At 71.0% G+C, this 18,219-nt stretch carries 19 protein-coding genes and 1 pseudogene; 8 read left to right on the top strand and 12 right to left on the bottom strand.

Features of this window, described 5'->3' with window-relative positions; translation table 11 throughout:
• The first annotated feature begins 32 nt into the window (after positions 1-32).
• From RCR19_RS14610 to RCR19_RS14600, 3 genes and pseudogenes are all read left to right on the top strand, one after another.
• A pseudogene (locus tag RCR19_RS14610) lies at positions 33-1,327 on the top strand (thymidine phosphorylase).
• 59 nt (positions 1,328-1,386) lie between these two features.
• Positions 1,387-2,007 carry a Uma2 family endonuclease gene (locus RCR19_RS14605; RefSeq protein ID WP_331269438.1) on the top strand — a complete coding sequence of 207 codons (621 nt, stop codon included), beginning with the start codon at positions 1,387-1,389 and terminating at the stop codon, positions 2,005-2,007.
• A 32-nt stretch (positions 2,008-2,039) separates the two neighbouring features.
• The gene (locus RCR19_RS14600) at positions 2,040-2,426 is read left to right on the top strand and encodes an STAS domain-containing protein (protein ID WP_331265557.1); all 387 of its coding nucleotides are present in this window, start codon (positions 2,040-2,042) and stop codon (positions 2,424-2,426) included.
• Here the strand turns inward: RCR19_RS14600 and RCR19_RS14595 are convergent.
• The gene (locus tag RCR19_RS14595) at positions 2,319-3,326 is read right to left on the bottom strand and encodes a sigma-70 family RNA polymerase sigma factor (RefSeq protein ID WP_331265556.1); all 1,008 of its coding nucleotides are present in this window, start codon (positions 3,324-3,326) and stop codon (positions 2,319-2,321) included. The genes RCR19_RS14600 and RCR19_RS14595 overlap by 108 nt on opposite strands.
• A gap of 155 nt (positions 3,327-3,481) precedes the next feature.
• A complete protein-coding gene (locus tag RCR19_RS14590; RefSeq protein ID WP_331265555.1) occupies positions 3,482-4,738 on the bottom strand; it encodes an MFS transporter in 1,257 nt (418 codons plus the stop codon).
• A 63-nt stretch (positions 4,739-4,801) separates the two neighbouring features.
• Between RCR19_RS14590 and RCR19_RS14585 the strand changes: the two genes are divergently transcribed.
• Complete coding sequence (locus RCR19_RS14585) at positions 4,802-5,764, top strand: LysR family transcriptional regulator (RefSeq protein ID WP_331265554.1); 963 nt, start codon at positions 4,802-4,804, stop codon at positions 5,762-5,764.
• Positions 5,765-5,833: 69 nt separating this feature from the next.
• Here RCR19_RS14585 and RCR19_RS14580 read toward each other — a convergent pair whose 3' ends face one another.
• Positions 5,834-6,595, bottom strand: coding sequence for an alpha/beta hydrolase (locus RCR19_RS14580; RefSeq protein WP_331265553.1), 762 nt, complete (start codon positions 6,593-6,595; stop codon positions 5,834-5,836).
• Positions 6,596-6,708: 113 nt separating this feature from the next.
• Here RCR19_RS14580 and RCR19_RS14575 point away from each other — a divergent pair, with 113 nt between their 5' ends.
• Together RCR19_RS14575 and RCR19_RS14570 are read left to right on the top strand one after the other, a co-directional pair.
• Positions 6,709-7,863 (top strand): adenosine deaminase, encoded by a 1,155-nt coding sequence (locus RCR19_RS14575; RefSeq protein ID WP_331265552.1) that lies wholly within the window; start codon positions 6,709-6,711, stop codon positions 7,861-7,863.
• A 129-nt stretch (positions 7,864-7,992) separates the two neighbouring features.
• Positions 7,993-8,343 carry an ATP-binding protein gene (locus RCR19_RS14570; RefSeq protein ID WP_331265551.1) on the top strand — a complete coding sequence of 117 codons (351 nt, stop codon included), beginning with the start codon at positions 7,993-7,995 and terminating at the stop codon, positions 8,341-8,343.
• Positions 8,344-8,424: 81 nt separating this feature from the next.
• Here the strand turns inward: RCR19_RS14570 and RCR19_RS14565 are convergent, their stop codons facing one another.
• The 5 genes from RCR19_RS14565 to afsQ1 all read right to left on the bottom strand — a co-directional run bounded on the left by RCR19_RS14565 (position 8,425) and on the right by afsQ1 (position 12,314).
• Positions 8,425-8,631: a PspC domain-containing protein gene (locus tag RCR19_RS14565; RefSeq protein ID WP_059128468.1), complete on the bottom strand. Its 207-nt coding sequence runs from the start codon at positions 8,629-8,631 to the stop codon at positions 8,425-8,427.
• A 164-nt stretch (positions 8,632-8,795) separates the two neighbouring features.
• Positions 8,796-9,347 (bottom strand): VanZ family protein, encoded by a 552-nt coding sequence (locus tag RCR19_RS14560; protein WP_331265550.1) that lies wholly within the window; start codon positions 9,345-9,347, stop codon positions 8,796-8,798.
• Between the two features lie 116 nt (positions 9,348-9,463).
• Entirely contained in the window at positions 9,464-10,078 is a 615-nt protein-coding gene (locus tag RCR19_RS14555) for a hypothetical protein (RefSeq protein ID WP_331265549.1), read from the bottom strand.
• The gene (locus tag RCR19_RS14550; RefSeq protein ID WP_331265548.1) at positions 10,075-11,640 is read right to left on the bottom strand and encodes a HAMP domain-containing sensor histidine kinase; all 1,566 of its coding nucleotides are present in this window, start codon (positions 11,638-11,640) and stop codon (positions 10,075-10,077) included. The genes RCR19_RS14555 and RCR19_RS14550 overlap by 4 nt, the downstream gene beginning before the upstream one ends.
• Positions 11,637-12,314, bottom strand: coding sequence for a two-component system response regulator AfsQ1 (afsQ1, locus tag RCR19_RS14545; protein ID WP_181923142.1), 678 nt, complete (start codon positions 12,312-12,314; stop codon positions 11,637-11,639). Before afsQ1 ends, RCR19_RS14550 begins: the two co-directional genes overlap by 4 nt.
• Before the next feature lie 263 nt (positions 12,315-12,577).
• Between afsQ1 and RCR19_RS14540 the strand changes: the two genes are divergently transcribed.
• Entirely contained in the window at positions 12,578-13,315 is a 738-nt protein-coding gene (locus RCR19_RS14540; RefSeq protein ID WP_331265547.1) for a SigE family RNA polymerase sigma factor, read from the top strand.
• A 193-nt stretch (positions 13,316-13,508) separates the two neighbouring features.
• On the opposite strand, the gene RCR19_RS14535 is transcribed toward RCR19_RS14540, so the two are convergent.
• Positions 13,509-14,144 carry a uridine kinase gene (locus tag RCR19_RS14535; RefSeq protein WP_331265546.1) on the bottom strand — a complete coding sequence of 212 codons (636 nt, stop codon included), beginning with the start codon at positions 14,142-14,144 and terminating at the stop codon, positions 13,509-13,511.
• Between the two features lie 129 nt (positions 14,145-14,273).
• Between RCR19_RS14535 and RCR19_RS14530 the strand changes: the two genes are divergently transcribed.
• Positions 14,274-14,672, top strand: coding sequence for a hypothetical protein (locus RCR19_RS14530; RefSeq protein WP_331265545.1), 399 nt, complete (start codon positions 14,274-14,276; stop codon positions 14,670-14,672).
• A gap of 80 nt (positions 14,673-14,752) precedes the next feature.
• Here the strand turns inward: RCR19_RS14530 and RCR19_RS14525 are convergent, their stop codons facing one another.
• Genes RCR19_RS14525 through deoC form a run of 3 tightly spaced genes read right to left on the bottom strand, consistent with a single transcriptional unit; the run spans position 14,753 to position 18,098 of the window.
• Positions 14,753-15,673 (bottom strand): aldehyde dehydrogenase family protein, encoded by a 921-nt coding sequence (locus tag RCR19_RS14525; protein WP_331265544.1) that lies wholly within the window; start codon positions 15,671-15,673, stop codon positions 14,753-14,755.
• Positions 15,666-17,096 carry an aldehyde dehydrogenase family protein gene (locus RCR19_RS14520; protein WP_331265543.1) on the bottom strand — a complete coding sequence of 477 codons (1,431 nt, stop codon included), beginning with the start codon at positions 17,094-17,096 and terminating at the stop codon, positions 15,666-15,668. Before RCR19_RS14520 ends, RCR19_RS14525 begins: the two co-directional genes overlap by 8 nt.
• A 6-nt stretch (positions 17,097-17,102) precedes the next feature.
• Positions 17,103-18,098, bottom strand: coding sequence for a deoxyribose-phosphate aldolase (deoC, locus tag RCR19_RS14515; RefSeq protein WP_331269437.1), 996 nt, complete (start codon positions 18,096-18,098; stop codon positions 17,103-17,105).
• Positions 18,099-18,219 lie beyond the last annotated feature (121 nt).

Here is an 18,219-nt window from a genome sequence, read left to right as displayed (position 1 = left end):
GCACCTTCGAACTTCGGAAGGAAGCCATGGCCATGGACGCCATCTCCGTCATCCGCACCAAGCGGGACCGCGATGAGCTCAGCGACGAGCAGATCGACTGGGTCATCGACGCCTACACGCGGGGCGAGGTCGCCGACGAGCAGATGTCCTCCCTCGCGATGGCCGTCCTGCTCAACGGCATGAACCGGCGGGAGATCGCCCGCTGGACCGCGGCGATGATCGCCTCGGGCGAGCGCATGGACTTCTCGTCGCTGTCCCGCCCGACGGCCGACAAGCACTCGACGGGCGGCGTCGGCGACAAGATCACGCTCCCGCTGGCCCCGCTGGTCGCCGCCTGCGGCGCGGCGGTCCCCCAGCTGTCGGGCCGTGGGCTCGGCCACACCGGCGGCACGCTGGACAAGCTGGAGTCGATCCCCGGCTGGCGCGCGCTGCTGTCGAACGAGGAGATGCTGCACGTCCTCGACACCACTGGTGCGGTGATCTGCGCGGCGGGCGACGGCCTGGCGCCGGCGGACAAGAAGCTCTACGCGCTGCGGGACGTGACCGGCACGGTCGAGGCGATCCCCCTGATCGCCTCCTCCATCATGTCGAAGAAGATCGCCGAGGGCACCGGCTCGCTGGTCCTGGACGTGAAGGTCGGCTCCGGCGCCTTCATGAAGACCATCGAGGACGCCCGCGAGCTCGCCTCAACGATGGTGGGCCTGGGCACGGACCACGGGGTGAAGACGGTCGCCCTGCTCACGGACATGTCGACCCCGCTGGGCCTGACGGCGGGCAACGCACTGGAGGTCCGCGAGTCGGTCGAGGTCCTTGCGGGCGGCGGCCCCGCGGACGTCGTGGACCTGACGATCGCCCTGGCGCGGGAGATGCTGGACGCGGCGGGCCTGAAGGACACGGACCCGGCGAAGGCCCTGGCCGACGGCTCCGCGATGGACGTCTGGCGCCGCATGATCGCGGCCCAGGGCGGCGACCCGGACGCTCCGCTGCCCACCTCCCGCGAGCAGCACGTGATCACGGCGCCGTCCTCGGGAGTCCTCAGCCGTCTGGACGCCTACGGCATCGGTGTCGCCGCCTGGCGCCTCGGCGCGGCCGGCGCCGAGGCGCCGGCCGCGCCCGGAAGGAGGACCCGGTGCAGGCGGCGGCGGGCGTCGAGATGCACGCCAAGCCGGGCGACACGGTGACGCAGGGCCAGCCGCTGCTGACCCTGCACACGGACACCCCCGAGCGCTTCGCCTATGCGCTGGAGGCGATCGAGGGCGCGTACGACGTCGCGGCCCCGGGCACGGAGTTCGCGGCCGGGCCGGTCGTGCTGGAGCGTATCGCCTGACCAGGCGTTCTCTCTTTCGGATGAACGGGATCGGTGGACCACCGCCGGTCCCGTTCGTCATGCTGGACTCGGTGACGCACCGACAGGAGACCGCCACGAGCGCACTCACCGTCAGCCAGGATCCCGAGCAGAGCTGGGACGACCTCGTCCGCTTCTGGGAGGAGATGGAATGGCCCGAGGGCAGCAAGGTGGAGATCATCGAGGCGATCATCACCGTGTCACCTGCTCCTGTGTCCCGCCACAACGTGATCACGGAACGTATCCAGCGTCGCCTCTACACTGCCATCCCCGATGACTGGGGGGTCTTCCAGACCTTGGCCATCGCCGTGCCCTCCCGTCTGGGCATGCTCATCCCGGACCTCGTGGTGGCGCCGGTGCCGGAGTGCGCGGAAACGGAGACCCACATCCCGGCCGCCCTCGCCGAACTCGTCGTCGAGGTGACGTCCAAGTCCAACGCCCGCCACGACCGAGTCAGCAAGCCCCCTGCCTACGCCACCGCGGGGATCCCGCTCTATCTCCTCATTGACCGCTGGGCTTCCAACGGTCCGACCGCGACGCTCTACGGAGAACCCAAGGGTGATGTCTACCGCCCCCTGAGCACCGCCAAGTTCGGTGAGGCCATCAGGCTTCCCGCGCCTTTCGACGTCGTCATCGACACCGGCGAGTTCCCCGTCGACTAGCGGCCCGGTCGCCCCGCGCGGATCCGGCGCCGATGAGTACCGGGCGCCCGGCCGGTCTACCGACCGTGGATGCCGAGACACCTGCCGTACTCGTGGTGGCCGGGCCCGTCACGCGGGACGACGTGGCACGGCTCGGCGAGGAGATGAGGGCGCTGATGAAGGACACCGGAGCCGCGGTCGTCGTGTGCGACGTCGCGGCGCTCAGGCCCGTCACCCTGGCCTCGGTGGACGCACTGGCCCGGCTTCAGCTGGCCGTCCGCCGCGCCGGGGGCCGCATCCGATTGCGCGACCCGGCCCCCGCGCTGCGTGCCCTACTCGCTCTGGTCGGCCTCCCCTTCGAGATGGAGGGGGACGTCGAACAGCGGGAACCAGCGCTTGGTGTCGAGGAAGAAGTGGAACCCGGTGAGCCGGCCGTCTGAGATCTCCAGCACCTGGACGGACCAGGCCGTGAAGCCGCCGGTGTCCGGGTCCGGCTTGTACTGGGCGAAGCCCGGCAGGCCGTTCACCGCGACCGGCACGAGCCGGGAGCCCTCGCAGGCGGAGCCGAGCGTCGTCATGAAGCCGGTGATGTCGGACGGGCCGCGCAGCCAGAGGTCGAACGGCGGCATCGTCATCACCGCGTCCTCGTGCAGCAGGGCCGTCAGCGCCTCCATGTCGTACCCCTCGAAAGCGGCCACATAGCGCTCGAGGAGCTTTTGCTGCTCGGGGTCCAGAGGATCGGAGACGGCGGCGTCGGCGCCCTCGCCGCCCCTCTCCGCCAGCGTGGCGCGGGCCCGCTGCAGCGCGCTGTTCACCGAGGGGACCGAGGTGTCGAGCAGCTCCGCGACCTCGCTCGCCTTCCAGGCCAGCACCTCGCGCAGGATGAGCACCGCACGTTGCTTGGGCGGCAGTTGCTGCAGGGCGGCCATGAACGCGAGCCGCACGGACTCCTTCGCCACCGCGGCCTCCTCCGGATCGGTCACCGCGGGCAGTACACGGTTGTCCGGCACCGGCTCGAGCCAGGTGTGGTCCGGACGCGGGGCGAGGGCGGCCCGGGCGAGTGGGGTGGACTCGGTCAGGTCCATGGGGCGTGCGCGCTTGTTGCCCGCGCTCAGCATGTCCAGGCAGACGTTCGTCGCGATCCGGTACAGCCAAGAGCGCAGTGAGGAGCGGCCCTCGAACTTCGCGTGGCTCCGCCAGGCGCGGACCAGTGTGTCCTGCACCGCGTCCTCCGCCTCGAAGGAGGAGCCGAGCATCCGGTAGCAGTAACCGGTCAGCTCGACCCGGTGCCTCTCCAGCAGGACGTCGAGGTCCTCCGCCGTCGCCGTGCCGTCAACCATGGTCCACCCACCCCAGCGGCCGTTCCTGTCGCGCATCGTCGCGCCCCAGCACTCCGGAAGCTACCGCAGCCCACTGACAACGACCCCCCGAGTGGGGAAAAGGGCAGGTGAGCACGGCTTCTGCGATCCTGCGCAGACCGCCGCCGCAGCGCGCGCTACGCCACCCGGACCGCCAGACGGGCCGCCCTCGAACCGAACAGCGTGATGGTCACGACGCCGAGCACCGCCAGCACGCCCATACCCGCGGTTCCGGCCCAGCCACCCGCGTGGAACGCAACCGCGCCGAGCGTGCTGCCCGTGCTGGAGCCGATGTAGTAGGCCGACTGGTAGAGGGCGGACGCCTGGGCGCGGCCCCGCTTCGCGGTGTGGCTGACGGCCGAGGACGCCACCGCGTGGCCCGTGAAGAAGCCCGCGGTGATCAGGACCAGTCCCAGCAGCACCAGCGGCAGGGTGGACGCCAGGGACAGCAGCAGTCCCGTCGTCGTGGTCCCGGCCGCCAGGTACAGCGCCCCGCGGCGGCCCAGCCGGCCCACCAGCCGGCCGGCCGTCGACGCCGTCACCGTACCGACCAGGTACACCAGGAAGATCGACCCGATGACGCCCTGGGGCAGGCCGAACGGCCGGTCCGTCAGACGGTAGCCGATCACCGTGTAGACCCCGCCGAACACCGTCATGAACAGTGCGCCGATCGCGTAGAGCCGGCGCAGCAGCGGATCGGCGAGGTGGTCGCGGACGGTGCGGGCGAGGACGCGCGGGTGCAGCGAGCCGGCCTTGAAGTGCTTCGGCTCCGGCAGCAGCAGCCGGAAGGCCAGCGCGCAGGCGACCGCGATCACCCCGATCGTGCCGACGGCGACCCGCCAGCCCCACTCCTGCGCGACCCAGCCGGTGATCACCCGGCCGCTCATGCCCCCGACGCTGTTGCCTGCGACGAACAGGCCGATCGCCGTGATCAGGGCCTTGGGGGTGACCTCCTCGGCCAGGTACGCGGTCGCCGAGGCCGGCAGCCCGGCCAGCGCCGCGCCCTGCACCGCGCGCAGTGCGATCAGCGTGCCGAGCGACGGGGCGAAGGGAACCAGCAGACCGACCGTCACCGCGACCGCCAGCGACGCAGTCATCAGCGTGCGCCGTCCGAACCGCTCGGAGAGCGCGCTCATGGGCAGGACGAACAGCGCCAGTCCGCCGGTCGCGCCCGACACGGTCCAGCTCGCCGCGCTCGCGGTCACCCCGAAGTCGCGGGAGACGAGCGGCAGCAGGGCCTGCGTGGAGTAGAGGAGGGCGAAGGTGGCCACGCCCGCGAGGAAGAGGGCGAGACTCACCCGGCGGTAGCCCGGCCCACCCGGGCGCATACGGGAGTCGGCGGTGACGGCGTCGGCGCCCACGACGGTGGACGCCCCGGTATCGGCAGCAGGCATGCATCGAACGTACGGACCCGGGTCCTCATGCGTCCAATGCACAGAAACCCCATAATCGTTCCCATGGCGCATCAGCAGAGGTCAGCGAAGGGCCTGTCATCATCCGGTGACACAAGTGACGCAGCAGACATCGTCACCCTGCTCGCGCCGCGGCTCGCGTACTTCGCGGGTGTCGCGCGGACCGAGCACGTCACGCGGGCCGCGCAGGAGATGCAGGTCCCGCAGTCCACCCTGTCCCGGGCGCTGGTCCGGCTCGAACACGACCTGGGCGTCGAGCTGTTCGCCCGGCGCGGTCGCACGGTCTCGCTCTCCCCGGCCGGACGCACGTTCCTCGCATCCGTGGAGCGCGCCCTCGGCGAGATCGAGCGGGGCGCCGAGGAGGTGCGCGCGGACGCCGACCCCGCGACCGGCAAGGTCGCCTTCGGCTTTCTGCACACGATGGGCGCCGAGACCGTGCCCGGCCTGATCCACGCCTTCCGCGCCGGCCATCCGCGCGTGCGCTTCAGCCTCGTCCAGAACTACGGCGAGGCAATGCTCGAGAAGCTGCGCGCGGGGGAACTCGACCTGTGCCTCACCTCGCCGGTGCCGGACGCCCCCGACCTCGTCGCGCGCCGCCTCGACGAGCAGAAGCTGCGGCTGGTCGTCCCGGCCGACCACCGGCTCGCGGGCCGCAGGCGCATCCGGCTCGCCGAGACCGCCGAGGAGACCTTCGTGACCCTCGAACCCGGTTACGGGCTGCGCCGTATGACCGACGACCTGTGCCGCGAGGCCGGGTTCACGCCGCGGGTCTCCTTCGAGGGCGAGGAGGCCGAGACGCTGCGCGGCCTGGTGGCGGCGGGGCTCGGCGTGGCGCTGCTGCCGCCGCCCGCCGTGCCCCGCCCCGGGGTCGTCGAACTGACCGTCACTGCACCGCGCGCGGTGCGGGAGATCGGCGTCGCATGGCTCGAGGGGCATGTCGACACACCGCCGGTGGCCGCGTTCAAGAGCTTTCTGCTGTCACGGAGAGGACAGCTCCTGCCCGACTGACCGCACGGGCCGCCGGGGCCCACCCGTGAGCCGCACACGGCCGCGTACGGTGTGCCGCGGCGGCGCCCCTCACCGTCGCAGCGACCGCCCGAACCCGGCCGCCAACGGCATCCTCAGACCCAGGGGAGGCGGAGCCGCCAGCGCGTCCTGCACCGGTCGGGAGAAAGGCAGCCCGAACAGCGCGCCCATCACGAAGTCCTCGGCCAGCGACTGCACTTCGGACCGGTACTGCTGCAACCCGTGCCCGTCCGCATGCACTTCGAAGCGGCAGACGTCGCGATTGGCCTTCTTCGCCCGCTCCGCCAGCCTGAACGACAGCTCGGGATCGGTGCGTTCGTCGTTGGTGCCGTGCACGATCAGCACCTGCCGCCCGGCGAGCTGCCTCACCGGTTCGGGCGACGCGGCCATGTCGTCCTCGGGCAGCCAAGGGGCGAGCGCGAGCACGGAGTTGACGGCAGTGTGCCCGGCGGCGTGCAGGGCGGCCCGGCCGCCCATGCCCACGCCGGCGAGGCAGACGGGCACGTCTCCGTGGCGTCGTACGATCTCGTCCGCCGCCCAGTCGGCATCCTGCGACAGATGCGCCTCGCTGCCGTTCCAGCCGCGGTAGCGGTAGTGCACCACATGGATGACCAGCCCCTCGCCGCGGCCCGCGCGTGCCAGCCGGCGGCCGAGGGCGCGGACCGAGACGGCGGCCATCAGGGGAGAGGGCCTGCGGGCGGAGATCTCGTCGCCTCCCGGCAGGAGCAGCACCGCTCCGTTCACCGTCGCCGGTTCCGGGCCGAGCGCTCTCCCCAGCCGGGCCGTGCGAACCGGCGTCGCTTGATCTGCCATGACAGAACAGTGTCAGAAGCAGCGGTGTACGAAACCCGTCCCGGTGGTCACCTTTGGGTATCGACGCATCGCCGCTCTTCGTGCTCTACGCGCGTAGGCGCTATGGTGCGGCAATGACGAGCCAGCACCAGAACACCCCGAGCCGGGATCAGATCCGCCGGGCTCCCAAGGTCCTGCTGCACGACCATCTCGACGGGGGCCTGCGCCCCGGGACGATGGTCGAACTCGCCCGGGACACCGGCTATGCGCATCTCCCCGAGACGGATCCGGACAAGCTCGGCGTGTGGTTCCGCGAGGCCGCCGACTCGGGTTCGCTGGAGCGGTACCTGGAGACCTTCTCGCACACCGTCGGGGTGATGCAGACCCGCGAGGCGCTGGTGCGGGTGGCCGCCGAGTGCGCCGAGGACCTCGCCGAGGACGGCGTCGTCTATGCGGAGGTGCGCTATGCGCCCGAGCAGCATCTGGAGGGCGGACTCGGCCTCGAGGAGGTCGTCGAGGCCGTCAACGAGGGCTTCCGTCAGGGCGAGCGGCGGGCCAGGGAGAACGGACACCGCATCCGGGTCGGCGCGCTGCTCACCGCCATGCGGCACGCGGCCCGTGCGCTGGAGATCGCCGAACTGGCGAACCGCTACCGGGATCTCGGCGTGGTCGGCTTCGACATCGCCGGAGCCGAGGCCGGTTACCCGCCCACCCGGCACCTGGACGCCTTCGAGTACCTCAAGCGCGAGAACAACCACTTCACCATCCACGCCGGAGAGGCCTTCGGGCTGCCGTCCATCTGGCAGGCGCTTCAGTGGTGCGGCGCCGACCGGCTCGGTCACGGGGTGCGGATCATCGACGACATCCAGGTTCTCGACGACGGTTCGGTCAAGCTCGGGCGCCTCGCCTCGTACGTGCGCGACAAGCGCATCCCGCTCGAGCTGTGCCCCAGCTCCAATCTGCAGACCGGGGCGGCCGACTCGTACACGGACCACCCCATCGGGCTGCTGCGACGGCTGCACTTCCGTGCCACGGTGAACACGGACAACCGTCTGATGTCGGGGACGAGCATGAGCCGGGAATTCGACCATCTGGTCGAGGCATTCGGTTACACACTCGAGGATCTTCAATGGTTCTCTGTCAATGCTATGAAGTCAGCATTCATTCCTTTCGATGAACGGCTGGCGATGATCAATGACGTCATCAAGCCGGGATACGCAGAATTGAAGTCCGAATGGCTGTTCAAGCAGACCGCCTCCACCAGCGGTTCTGCGGAGTCCGAGGACTGATCGGCTCGTTTTCGGGGCGGCCGGGAGCCATTTTCCCGGCCGCTTTGTGATGTTTGCGGATCGCCGATTCACGTGTTTACGGTTCAGGACCGCTCACATCTCCGTCAACGGACCAAGGACGCGTTCATCATGAAGCAGTCTGCTGCCAAGACCCTCGGTGTCGCCGCTCTCGGTGCCGCCTTCGCCGCCACGGGCGCCGGTGTTGCGAGCGCCGCCCCGGCCACGCCGGACGTCGCCGGGCTCGACACCGTCTCCCAGGCACTGCCGGTGGCCGGTGTCGCCGGGATGGTGCCCGGCGCGGGTGAGGCGCTCGGCCAGGGGCAGAGCGCGCTCGGCCGGGCGGTGAGTGCCGCGCAGCCTGCCGCCCACCAGGCCGTCTCCGACGGTCCTGCGGCCCCGGTCACCGGGCTGCTCGGTGGTCTGCCGGTCAAGGGACTGCCCACCCACGGCCTGCCGCTGAACGGCATCCCGCTGGGCTGACGCGACGGGTTCGACGCACGTGAAGGGGCGCCCCGGGTCGGGGCGCCCCTTCACGTGCGTGCGGTGCCGGAGCACCGGCCGTCACCAGGCCGTGTGTGCGCCCGCCTTCTCCTCCGAGGGGAACAGGATCCACAGGGCTATGTAGAGCAGGAACTGGGGGCCGGGCAGCAGGCACGACAGCACGAAGATCACGCGCATCGTGGTGGCGGAGGTGCCGAAGCGCCGTGCCAGCGCTGCGCACACTCCGCCGATCATCCGTCCGTGAGTGGGGCGGGCCAGGGCGGTCATGGTGACTCCTTCGCGAACCGTAGCCGGGAATCCGGTCCCGGCGGCTGCCGGGACGGCCGATCGCGTCCGGGTCCCCGATGCCTTCCGTGTTGTTCGGCGTGAGGCTTCCTCGTCGCTTTCGATGTCCTTCACGCTACGGGGACGAAGGGGGGCGAAGCGTCACTCTAGGGAGCTATCCCGACCCTGGGAATCGTCGGGGTCCGCCCCTGGGACGGCTCCTCCCTGGGGTGGGCGGACCGGCGACGGTGCTCGGCCAGGCGGCGGAGCCGGTACCGCGCCGCGGGGACGACCAGCAGGTGGGCCAGCGCCACCCCGACCGTGCTGAGCAGGATGGTGTCGATGTCAACGACCTGACCGGGGACCCCGGTCTGCGCCAGCTCGATGGCCAGGGAGATCAGACTGCCCGCGGCGACCGTACGGGCCAGCGAGGCGAACGGCGAGACGTGGAGCCGGCCGCCCGCCATGGGCAGCAGCACGCCGAGCGGAGCGAGCAGCGCGAGCCCCTTCCCGATGCGCCGGGCGGCCTCCGGCCAGCCCAGCACGAGGTCGGCTCGGATACCGGCGAGCGGATGGAGGTTGGCGGGCCTCACCCAGGGCACGTCCAGCGGGCGCAGTGTGATCCAGGCGACGAGCACGAGATGTGCGACGAGGAGGACACCCCCTGCCACACGGACGCGGATCACGGCACTGCCGCCGATCGAGCCTTGACGCTGCACGCCCCCCAAGACGCCGTCTCCGGTGCCTCCGGTTCCGTGTCGCGCCGCCGGCATATGAACCGTTCCTCACACGATCCCGGCGCGAGGAACCGGAGGGAGGACGCCGGTGCGGTCGCTCAGGGGGAGGTGACCTCGGTGGACGGCGGCGGCTTCTCGCCCGGGTGGGTGCGCACATCGGTCGTGCACTCGTACCGGCGCAGTTGCTGGGCGTCCGATCCGCCGAGCACGACCGTGCCGTCGTCGGCGGCGGTGGCCTCGGAGTCGGCGAACGTGCACACGATCTGCGCCAGGGCGAAGGGGGTGAGGTCCTGCACCCGGGTGCTCAGCCGGAAGGTGTCCTCCGGGTCCCTGCCGCGCGGCCCGCCCACCTTGACGCCCTCCGACACGTCCGTCGTGTAGCCCGCCTGCTTCTCCGCGGCGGACGGTTTCGCGGCGAGCTGGTCGAGCAGCCCCTGGGCCACCAGCACCCGCCGCTCGGCCTCGGCCGTGCCGTCCGGGATGCGCACCGAACGGTCCACCGTCACCAGCTGCGAGGCGCACAGCAGGAAGACCTGGACCGGAATGCCGTGACCCGCCTGGGTGGACAGATCCGCGCCGGACAGGGCGCACGGCATCCGGGAGGGCGCGGGGCCGAAGTCCGTCGGCACCTGGGTGGAGCGGATGCCGCAGCCGGCCAGCAGCGCGGCCAGCAGCGGAACGGCGAGCCAGGGGCGCACGCCACGTCCTCTCATCGGGCGTTCCCCTCCGTGCCGTTCCCGTTCCGCTTCTCCTCCTCGACCAGCGGCGACGCGTCGCGCGGCAGGCGGAGCGTGAACACCGCCCCGCCCTCGGGGGAGTTGGCGGCCGTGATCTCGCCGCCGTGGATGTGCGCGTTCTCCATCGCGATGGACAGCCCGAGGCCGCTGCCCTCGGAGCGCGGCCGTGAGGCGCTGGCCTTGTAGAAGCGGTCGAAGACATGCGGCAGGACGTCCTCGGGGATGCCGGGACCGTGGTCGCGCACCTCGATGACGAGCTCTTCGCCCTCCTCGCGCACCGCGACCCGGACCGGCGAACCGCCGTGCTTGAGCGCGTTGCCGATCAGGTTCGCCAGGATCACGTCGAGGCGGCGCGGGTCGAGGCGGGCCATGATGCCCCGCTCGGCATTCAGTTCGACGGCGTCCAGCCATGCGCGGGCGTCGATGCACGCGGTGATCTGGTCGGCGATGTCCACGTAGTCGAGCACCAGCCGGGCCGTGCCCGCGTCGAAGCGGGTGACCTCCATCAGGTTCTCGACGAGGTCGTTCAGCCGCCGGGTCTCGCTGACCACCAGCCGTACGGCCGGCTCGATCATCGGGTCGAGACCGCCCGTCCCGGCGTCCAGCTCCTCCTCCAGGACCTCGGTGACGGCCGTGATCGCGGTGAGGGGCGTCCGCAGTTCGTGGGACATGTCGGCGACGAAGCGGCGGGAGGCCTCCTCGCGGGAGCTCATGTCCGCGACCTTCTTCTCCAGCGACTCCGCGGCGCTGTTGAACGTCCGGGACAGCTCCGCCAGTTCGTCGGTGCCCGAGACGCGCAGCCGGGTGTCCAGCTGGCCCTCGCCGAGGCGACGGGCCGCGATGCCGAGGCGGTGCACCGGCTTGAGCACGGTCGTGGCGGCCGCCTGTGCGAGCAGGGCCGAGCCGATGAGCGCGAGTCCGGTGGCGATGCCGAGCGACCAGGCGAGGGAGTTGAGGTCCTTGGCCTCCGGCTCCAGGGACTTGAGCATGTAGCCGGTCGGGCCGCCGCCGATCACCTTCGCGCCGCCCACCAGGTACGGTTTGTCGCCGTCGACGATCCGCTGCCAGTAGAGGTGGTAGGCGTGCCCGCCCGCCGACGACGCCGACTGCTGCTTGTTCACCGCCTTCTGCAGGGACTTCGGCACGTCCTCCAGCGTGAAGGTGTCCAGGTCGGAGTTGCCGACGACGGTCCTGCCCTGCTCGTCGGTCGCGACCAGGAGCACGCTGAAGCGCTGGCTGCTGTTCGCCATCTGCCCTGCGGTGTGCTGCAGTTCGTCCTGTGTCGGATGCACCGGCAGCGAACTCGCCCGGTTCTGCATCTCCTGCTGGAAGTCGCGCAGCACCGCGTCCTGGGTACGGGTGAGGACGGCCTCGCGGTTGAGCCAGTACGCGATGGCGGACGCCGACACGGCGGCGGTCAGCGCCACGAGCCCGAAGACGACGACCAGGCGCAGCCTGAGGCTCGTGAAGCGGATGCGTGACTGTACGGTCCTGCGTGCCGCGGACAAGCCGCGGCGTCCCCCCTGCGGATCCGTCACTGAGGGGCGTCCAGCCGGTAGCCGACGCCGCGGACCGTACGGATCAGTGTGGGGGACGACGGGACGTCCTCGACCTTGGCGCGCAGCCGCTGCACGCAGGCGTCGACGAGCCGGGAGTCGCCCAGGTAGTCGTGCTCCCACACCAGCCGGAGCAACTGCTGGCGGGACAGCGCCTGGCCGGGCCGACGGCTGAGCTCCAGCAGCAGCCGCAGCTCGGTCGGGGTCAGCTGGAGGTCCTCGCCGTTCTTGGTGACCGTCATCGCCGACCGGTCGATGACGACGTTGCCGAACGTCGCCGAGTCGCTGGACTCGCGCTCGCCGCGCCGCAGCACGGCCCGGATCCGGGCGTCGAGCACCCTGCCCTGCACGGGCTTGACGACGTAGTCGTCCGCGCCCGACTCGAGCCCCACCACGACGTCGATGTCGTCGCTGCGCGCGGTCAGCAGGATGATCGGCAGCTGGTCGGTGCGCCGGATGCGCCGGCACACCTCGAACCCGTCGATGCCCGGCAGCATCACGTCCAGCACGATCAGGTCCGGCCGCTGTTCGCGCAGCAGTTTGAGACCGTCCTCTCCGGTGGCAGCGGTGGCCACACGGTGTCCCTGGCGCGTCAAAGAGAGCTCCAGGGCCGTTCGGATGGCGTCGTCGTCCTCGATCAGCAACAGGGAAGGCACGGGGGCCATTCTGGCCCATGCCGTGGCCGTCTTTCGACCGTTGGAGCGCTCCCGCTCGTCTTGTCCCGCGAGGCGCCGACGGCGGTGGGCGGTTGCGTAGCCGCACGACTCTCCTCCGTGTTCGTGCCGAGGTGTCGCTGCGCACCGCCCCTGTGACAGGTCTGTGACAGTCGGCGGACACGGCGATGAAGTGGGCCGGGCAAGCTTTTCGACACAAGCAGGGCCGCACGGATGACCGGGGACTCCACGACGGGGGGCGCGAGATGAACACGCTGCACAGCACCAGCACGGGCGCAGTTGTCACGCGTCTGCACGATGTCACCCGGAACACCGAGAAGTCCGGTGCCGTGAGCGGGCGGGGGTGCGCTCGCGGCACCGGGCGTCAGCACACCGGTTACATCACGGTGGTTGACGCACGCACGGGGGAAGCTCACGGGGGAACCGCGTACGGGGAGGCCTCGGGGGAGGGCCGTTCGGCGACCGAGGCGGAGTTCACCGCCTATGTCGAGGAGCGCCGCGCCTCCCTGTACGCAACCGCCTACCACCTGACCGGTGACCGCTTCGAGGCCGAGGACCTGCTGCAGAGCGCGCTGTTCTCGACGTACCGGGCCTGGGACCGGATCAGCGACAAGGCCGCCGTGGGGGGCTATCTGCGGCGGACGATGACCAACCTGCACATCAGCGCGTGGCGCCGCCGCAAGCTGAACGAGTACCCGACCGAGGAGCTGCCGGAGACCGCCGGTGACACGGACGCGATGCGCGGCACCGAACTGCGCGCCGTCCTGTGGCAGGCGCTGGCCCGGCTGCCCGAACTCCAGCGCACCATGCTGGTCCTGCGCTACTACGAGGGCCGCACGGACCCGGAGATCGCGGAGATCCTCGACATCAGTGTCGGCACGGTGAAGTCGAGCATCTGGCGGTCGCTCCGCCGGCTGCGCGAGGACGAGGTCCTCAGCTTCGGCCGTGACGAGGAGGAGTCCTTCGGGGAGCTTGTCGCCTGAGGGATGAGGGGCTCGGGGGAGCCCCGCAGGGGGGAACACGGGGGAGCGGCAACGGGGGGCCGCTGGGGGGGAACAACGGGGTCACGGGGGACCACGGGGGAAGTTCCACCACGGGGGGAGAGCGGGACTGGAGGGCCGGGGGGTCCGTCCAGTCCCGTTTTTCTTTTTTCTTTACGGCTTTCCTCAGGGCGGGTCAGGCGGCCGTGCGCAGCGCCGAGCGCCGTCCCGCGGCCGCGGCGGCCAGCCGGCTCAGCGCCTCGTCCCGGCCGCAGGCGTGGGCGCCCAGGCCGGTCTGGCGGGCGACGATCGACCGTTCCGCCCGCATCAGCCGCCAGCCGCGACGCAGCAGGAACGGGACCGACTTGCGGCCCTCCTTGAGGTCGCGCACGAAGCGGCGGCGGAACGTGGTGACGGGACCGCGGGTCAGGCACAGCGCGTCGGCGAGGAGACCGAGTTCCCTGCACCGCTCCACGACCTCGGCGGCGAAGACGCCCTCCGCGACGAAGACCGGCGTGCGGTCGATGTGCAGTGTGTCCTCGCCCGTGCGCGCGCTGAGCGCGATGTCGTACACCGGGATCGTCGTACGGCCCGTGGCGCACAGTGCGGCGATGGCCGCGACCGCGACGTCCGCGTCCCAGGATCGGGGGTGGTCCCAGTCGATGTCCGAACTCCCCTCCACCAGGGGCAGCGTCGGGTCGTCGCCCTCCTTGTAGAAGTCGTCGAGCCGCAGCACGGGGAGCCCGGAGAGGGCGGCGACGAGGGACTTGCCGGAACCGGAGGGGCCGCAGAGCAGCACGACGCGGGCGGGGGCCGGGGGATGAGGACTCACGAGACACCAGTCTGACGCATTGCGTCCACCTGGCCGACCCCGCGGGTCGACGTTTGGAGCACAGATCACACCTCAACTACCCTGTGTGCCGACATGATTACCTTGAGCACGGAGAAGGTGGCAGCAGCCATGGCACGACACGCTTCCCCCAGGAACCCCGCCGTCCGGCGGACTTTCGTCGCCCTGGCGACCACGGGCGCCGCGCTGGCGGCGGGTGCGGCCACGGCGTCGGCGGACTCCGCTCCGGTCCTGGACGGGGCGGCGCGGCCCGCGTCGCTCGGCCACACCGACCCGCAGGCGGCGCTGTCGGCGTTGACCGGGACCGTGGGACATGCGACCGGTCCGGTCGCGGGCCTCAAGCCCAACCCGCTGGCGGGTACGGGAGTCGACCCGCTCGACAACGGAGTCGCCACCCAGGTGGCCGACTTCGCGCCGCTGTCCTCACAGGCCCTGACCCGGCCGGTGGCGCAGGCGCCGTCGCTGGGCGGTGTGCCGCTGCTCGGGCAGGTGCTCGGCGCGGTGCACTGAGCGGTTGTGCGCGGCCCGGACGGCGGAGAGCCGCGTTTCCCCCGGACGGCGGGGAGACGCGGCTCTTCGGTCCTCGGGCGTCAGTACGACGAACCGGACGCGCCCAGTGACCCCGTGGGGTGCCAGACCGTCTTCGTCTCCAGGAAGGCCGTCAGTCGCTCGGTGCCCGGAGCCGACGAGTAATCCACAGGCTGTGGACGAAGAACGCGCTTCAGATTGTCCGCCGCGGCGATCTCCAGCTCCTTCGCCAGCACCTCGTCGGCGCCGGCCAGATCGATCGCGTTGACGTCCTGGTGGGCGGCGAGTGGCGCCGCGATCTCCGCCGTGCGGCCGGAGAGGACGTTGACGACTCCGCCCGGCAGGTCGGAGGTGGCCAGGACCTCCCCGAGGGAGAGGGCCGGGAGCGGGGAGTTCTCGCTCGCGATCACCACCGCCGTGTTGCCGGTCGCGATCACGGGGGCGATCACCGAGACCAGTCCCAGGAACGAGGAGTCCTGCGGGGCGAGGACCACGACCACCCCCGTGGGCTCGGGGGAGGAGAGGTTGAAGAACGGGCCCGCCACCGGGTTGCCGCCGCCGACCACCTGGGCGATCTTGTCGGTCCAGCCCGCATACCAGACCCAGCGGTCGATCGCCGCGTCGACGACCGCGGCCGCCTTGGCCTTCGACAGGCCCTCGGCGTCGGCGACCTCCCGTACGAACTGGTCCTTGCGGCCCTCCAGCATCTCCGCGATGCGGTACAGGATCTGGCCGCGGTTGTACGCCGTCGCGCCCGACCAGCCGCCGAACGCCTTGCGTGCGGCGACCACCGCGTCACGGGCGTCCTTGCGGGAGGACTGCGGTGCGTTCGCCAGCCAGTTGCCCTTGGAGTCCGCCACCTCGTACACCCGGCCGCTCTCGGAACGCGGGAACTTCCCGCCGACGTACAGCTTGTAGGTCTTGAAGACCGAGAGCCGTTCGAACTTCTCGGACTTCTCGCTCTTCTCGGACTTCTCAGACATCGAGGTACGCCTCCAGGCCGTGGCGACCGCCCTCGCGGCCGAAGCCCGACTCCTTGTAGCCGCCGAACGGCGAGGTCGGGTCGAACTTGTTGAACGTGTTGGACCAGACGACACCGGCGCGCAGCTTGTTCGCGACGGCCAGGATCCGGGAGCCCTTCTCCGTCCAGATGCCGGCGGAGAGGCCGTACTGGGTGTTGTTGGCCTTGGCCACGGCCTCTTCCGGCGTGCGGAAGGTGAGGACGGACAGCACCGGGCCGAAGATCTCGTCGCGGGCGATGGTGTGCGCCTGGGTGACGTTCGTGAAGAGCGTCGGGGCGAACCAGTAGCCGGAGGAGGGGAGTTCGCACGCGGGGGACCAGCGCTCGGCGCCCTCCGCCTCGCCCTGCTCGGCGAGCGCGGTGATCCGGGCCAGCTGCTCGGCGGAGTTGATCGCGCCGATGTCGGTGTTCTTGTCCAGCGGGTCGCCGAGGCGCAGGGTCGACAGCCGGCGCTTGAGGGACTCCAGCAGCTCGTCCTGGATCGACTCCTGGACCAGAAGGCGGGAGCCCGCGCAGCAGACCTGGCCCTGGTTGAAGAAGATGCCCGTCACGATGCCCTCGACGGCCTGGTCCACGGGTGCGTCGTCGAAGACGATGTTGGCGCCCTTGCCGCCCAGTTCGAGGGTGAGCTTCTTGCGGGTGCCCGCGACCGTGCGCGCGATCTCCTTGCCGACGGCCGTGGACCCGGTGAAGGCGACCTTGTTCACGTCCGGGTGCGCGACGAGCGCGGCACCCGCGTCGCCGTAGCCCGGAAGGATGTTGACGACACCCTTGGGCAGGCCCGCCTGGCGGCAGACGTCCGCGAAGAACAGGGCCGACAGGGGCGTGGTCTCCGCGGGCTTCAGCACGACCGTGTTGCCCGTCGCCAGCGCCGGGGCGATCTTCCACGCCAGCATCAGCAGGGGGAAGTTCCAGGGGATGACCTGCCCCGCGACACCCAGCGGCCGCGGGTCGGAGCCGAAGCCCGCGTGGCCGAGCTTGTCGGCCCATCCGGCGTAGTAGAAGAAGTGCGCTGCGACCAGGGGCAGGTCGGCGTCGCGCGTCTCCTTGATCGGCTTGCCGTTGTCCAGCGTCTCCAGGACCGCGAGCTCACGGCTGCGCTCCTGGATGATGCGGGCGATACGGAAGAGGTACTTGGCGCGCTCGGAGCCGGGCAGCGCCGACCACTTCCCGAAGGCCTTGCGGGCGGCGCTGACCGCGCGGTCCACGTCCGCCTCGCCGGCCCGGGCGACCTCGGAGAGGACCTCCTCGGTGGACGGGCTGACGGTCTTGAAGACCTTGCCGTCGGCCGCCTCCGTGAACTCGCCGTCGATGAACAGGCCGTACGAGGGCGCGATGTCGACGACCGCGCGGGACTCGGGTGCGGGTGCGTATTCGAAAGCCATGGAGGATCAGTCCACCGTCACGTAGTCGGGACCGGAGTAGCGGCCGGTGGCCAGCTTCTGGCGCTGCATCAGCAGGTCGTTCAGGAGGGAGGAGGCGCCGAAGCGGAACCAGTGGTTGTCCAGCCAGTCCTCGCCCGCCGTCTCGTTGACCAGGACCAGGAACTTGACGGCGTCCTTCGAGGTGCGGATGCCGCCGGCCGGCTTCACACCGACCTGGACCCCGGTCTGCGCGCGGAAGTCGCGGACGGCCTCCAGCATGAGGAGGGTGTTCGCGGGCGTGGCGTTCACCGCAACCTTGCCGGTCGAGGTCTTGATGAAGTCGGCTCCGGCAAGCATGCCGAGCCAGCTCGCCCGACGGATGTTGTCATACGTCGACAGCTCGCCGGTCTCGAAGATGACCTTCAGCCGGGCGGAGGTCCCGCAGGCCTCCTTCACGGCGACGATCTCGTCGTACACCTTCATGTACCTGCCCGCGAGGAACGCCCCGCGGTCGATGACCATGTCGATCTCGTCCGCACCCGCCGCCACGGCCTCGCGCACGTCGGCCAGCTTCACGTCGAGCGCGGCGCGGCCCGCCGGGAAGGCGGTGGCGACGGACGCGACCTTCACACCGGAGCCCGCGACGGCCTCCTTCGCGACGGCCACCATGTCGGGATAGACGCAGACGGCCGCGGTCGTGGGGGTCGTGCGGTCCGTCGGATCGGGGTGGACCGCCTTGGCGCCGAGCGCCCGGACCTTGCCCGGGGTGTCCGCGCCTTCCAGCGTCGTCAGGTCGACCATCGAGATGGCGAGGTCGATGGCGTACGCCTTCGCGGTGGTCTTGATGGAACGGGTGCCGAGCGAGGCGGCGCGCGCCTCCAGGCCGACCGTGTCGACGCCGGGCAGCCCGTGCAGGAACCGGCGCAGCGTGCTGTCGGACGCGGTGACGTCCGCCAGGGCGGTGGGGGTACCACCCTGCTGGCGCGGGGCCGAGGCTTCGGGGGAGGGTGCAGAGGTGGGCATGGTCACCAGCCGAGCATATCTACGCGCGTAGCGGCTGTACAGCCCCCCGAGGTCCCGGATACGGACCGGACACGGGCCCGCATCATGTCGTGCCGCGCCCGGGACCGGCCGGGGGGTACGG

Source organism: Streptomyces sp. WAC07094, assembly GCF_036320405.1.
GTDB lineage: Bacteria > Actinomycetota > Actinomycetes > Streptomycetales > Streptomycetaceae > Streptomyces > Streptomyces lannensis.
The sequence above is the reverse complement of the archived record's forward strand: the minus strand, read 5'-3'. Positions and strand labels throughout refer to the sequence as shown.

Excerpts from the sequence above, each read along its gene's own strand:
- RCR19_RS14605 (WP_331269438.1), top strand. The coding sequence starts at position 1,387 with ATGCTGGACTCGGTGACGCACCGACAGGAGACCGCCACGAGCGCACTC.
- RCR19_RS14600 (WP_331265557.1), top strand. The coding sequence starts at position 2,040 with ATGAGTACCGGGCGCCCGGCCGGTCTACCGACCGTGGATGCCGAGACA.
- RCR19_RS14595 (WP_331265556.1), bottom strand. The coding sequence starts at position 3,326 with ATGGTTGACGGCACGGCGACGGCGGAGGACCTCGACGTCCTGCTGGAG.
- RCR19_RS14590 (WP_331265555.1), bottom strand. The coding sequence starts at position 4,738 with ATGCCTGCTGCCGATACCGGGGCGTCCACCGTCGTGGGCGCCGACGCC.
- RCR19_RS14585 (WP_331265554.1), top strand. The coding sequence starts at position 4,802 with ATGGCGCATCAGCAGAGGTCAGCGAAGGGCCTGTCATCATCCGGTGAC.
- RCR19_RS14580 (WP_331265553.1), bottom strand. The coding sequence starts at position 6,595 with ATGGCAGATCAAGCGACGCCGGTTCGCACGGCCCGGCTGGGGAGAGCG.
- RCR19_RS14575 (WP_331265552.1), top strand. The coding sequence starts at position 6,709 with ATGACGAGCCAGCACCAGAACACCCCGAGCCGGGATCAGATCCGCCGG.
- RCR19_RS14570 (WP_331265551.1), top strand. The coding sequence starts at position 7,993 with ATGAAGCAGTCTGCTGCCAAGACCCTCGGTGTCGCCGCTCTCGGTGCC.
- RCR19_RS14565 (WP_059128468.1), bottom strand. The coding sequence starts at position 8,631 with ATGACCGCCCTGGCCCGCCCCACTCACGGACGGATGATCGGCGGAGTG.
- RCR19_RS14555 (WP_331265549.1), bottom strand. The coding sequence starts at position 10,078 with ATGAGAGGACGTGGCGTGCGCCCCTGGCTCGCCGTTCCGCTGCTGGCC.
- RCR19_RS14540 (WP_331265547.1), top strand. The coding sequence starts at position 12,578 with ATGAACACGCTGCACAGCACCAGCACGGGCGCAGTTGTCACGCGTCTG.
- RCR19_RS14530 (WP_331265545.1), top strand. The coding sequence starts at position 14,274 with ATGGCACGACACGCTTCCCCCAGGAACCCCGCCGTCCGGCGGACTTTC.
- RCR19_RS14525 (WP_331265544.1), bottom strand. The coding sequence starts at position 15,673 with ATGTCTGAGAAGTCCGAGAAGAGCGAGAAGTCCGAGAAGTTCGAACGG.
- RCR19_RS14520 (WP_331265543.1), bottom strand. The coding sequence starts at position 17,096 with ATGGCTTTCGAATACGCACCCGCACCCGAGTCCCGCGCGGTCGTCGAC.
- deoC (WP_331269437.1), bottom strand. The coding sequence starts at position 18,098 with ATGCCCACCTCTGCACCCTCCCCCGAAGCCTCGGCCCCGCGCCAGCAG.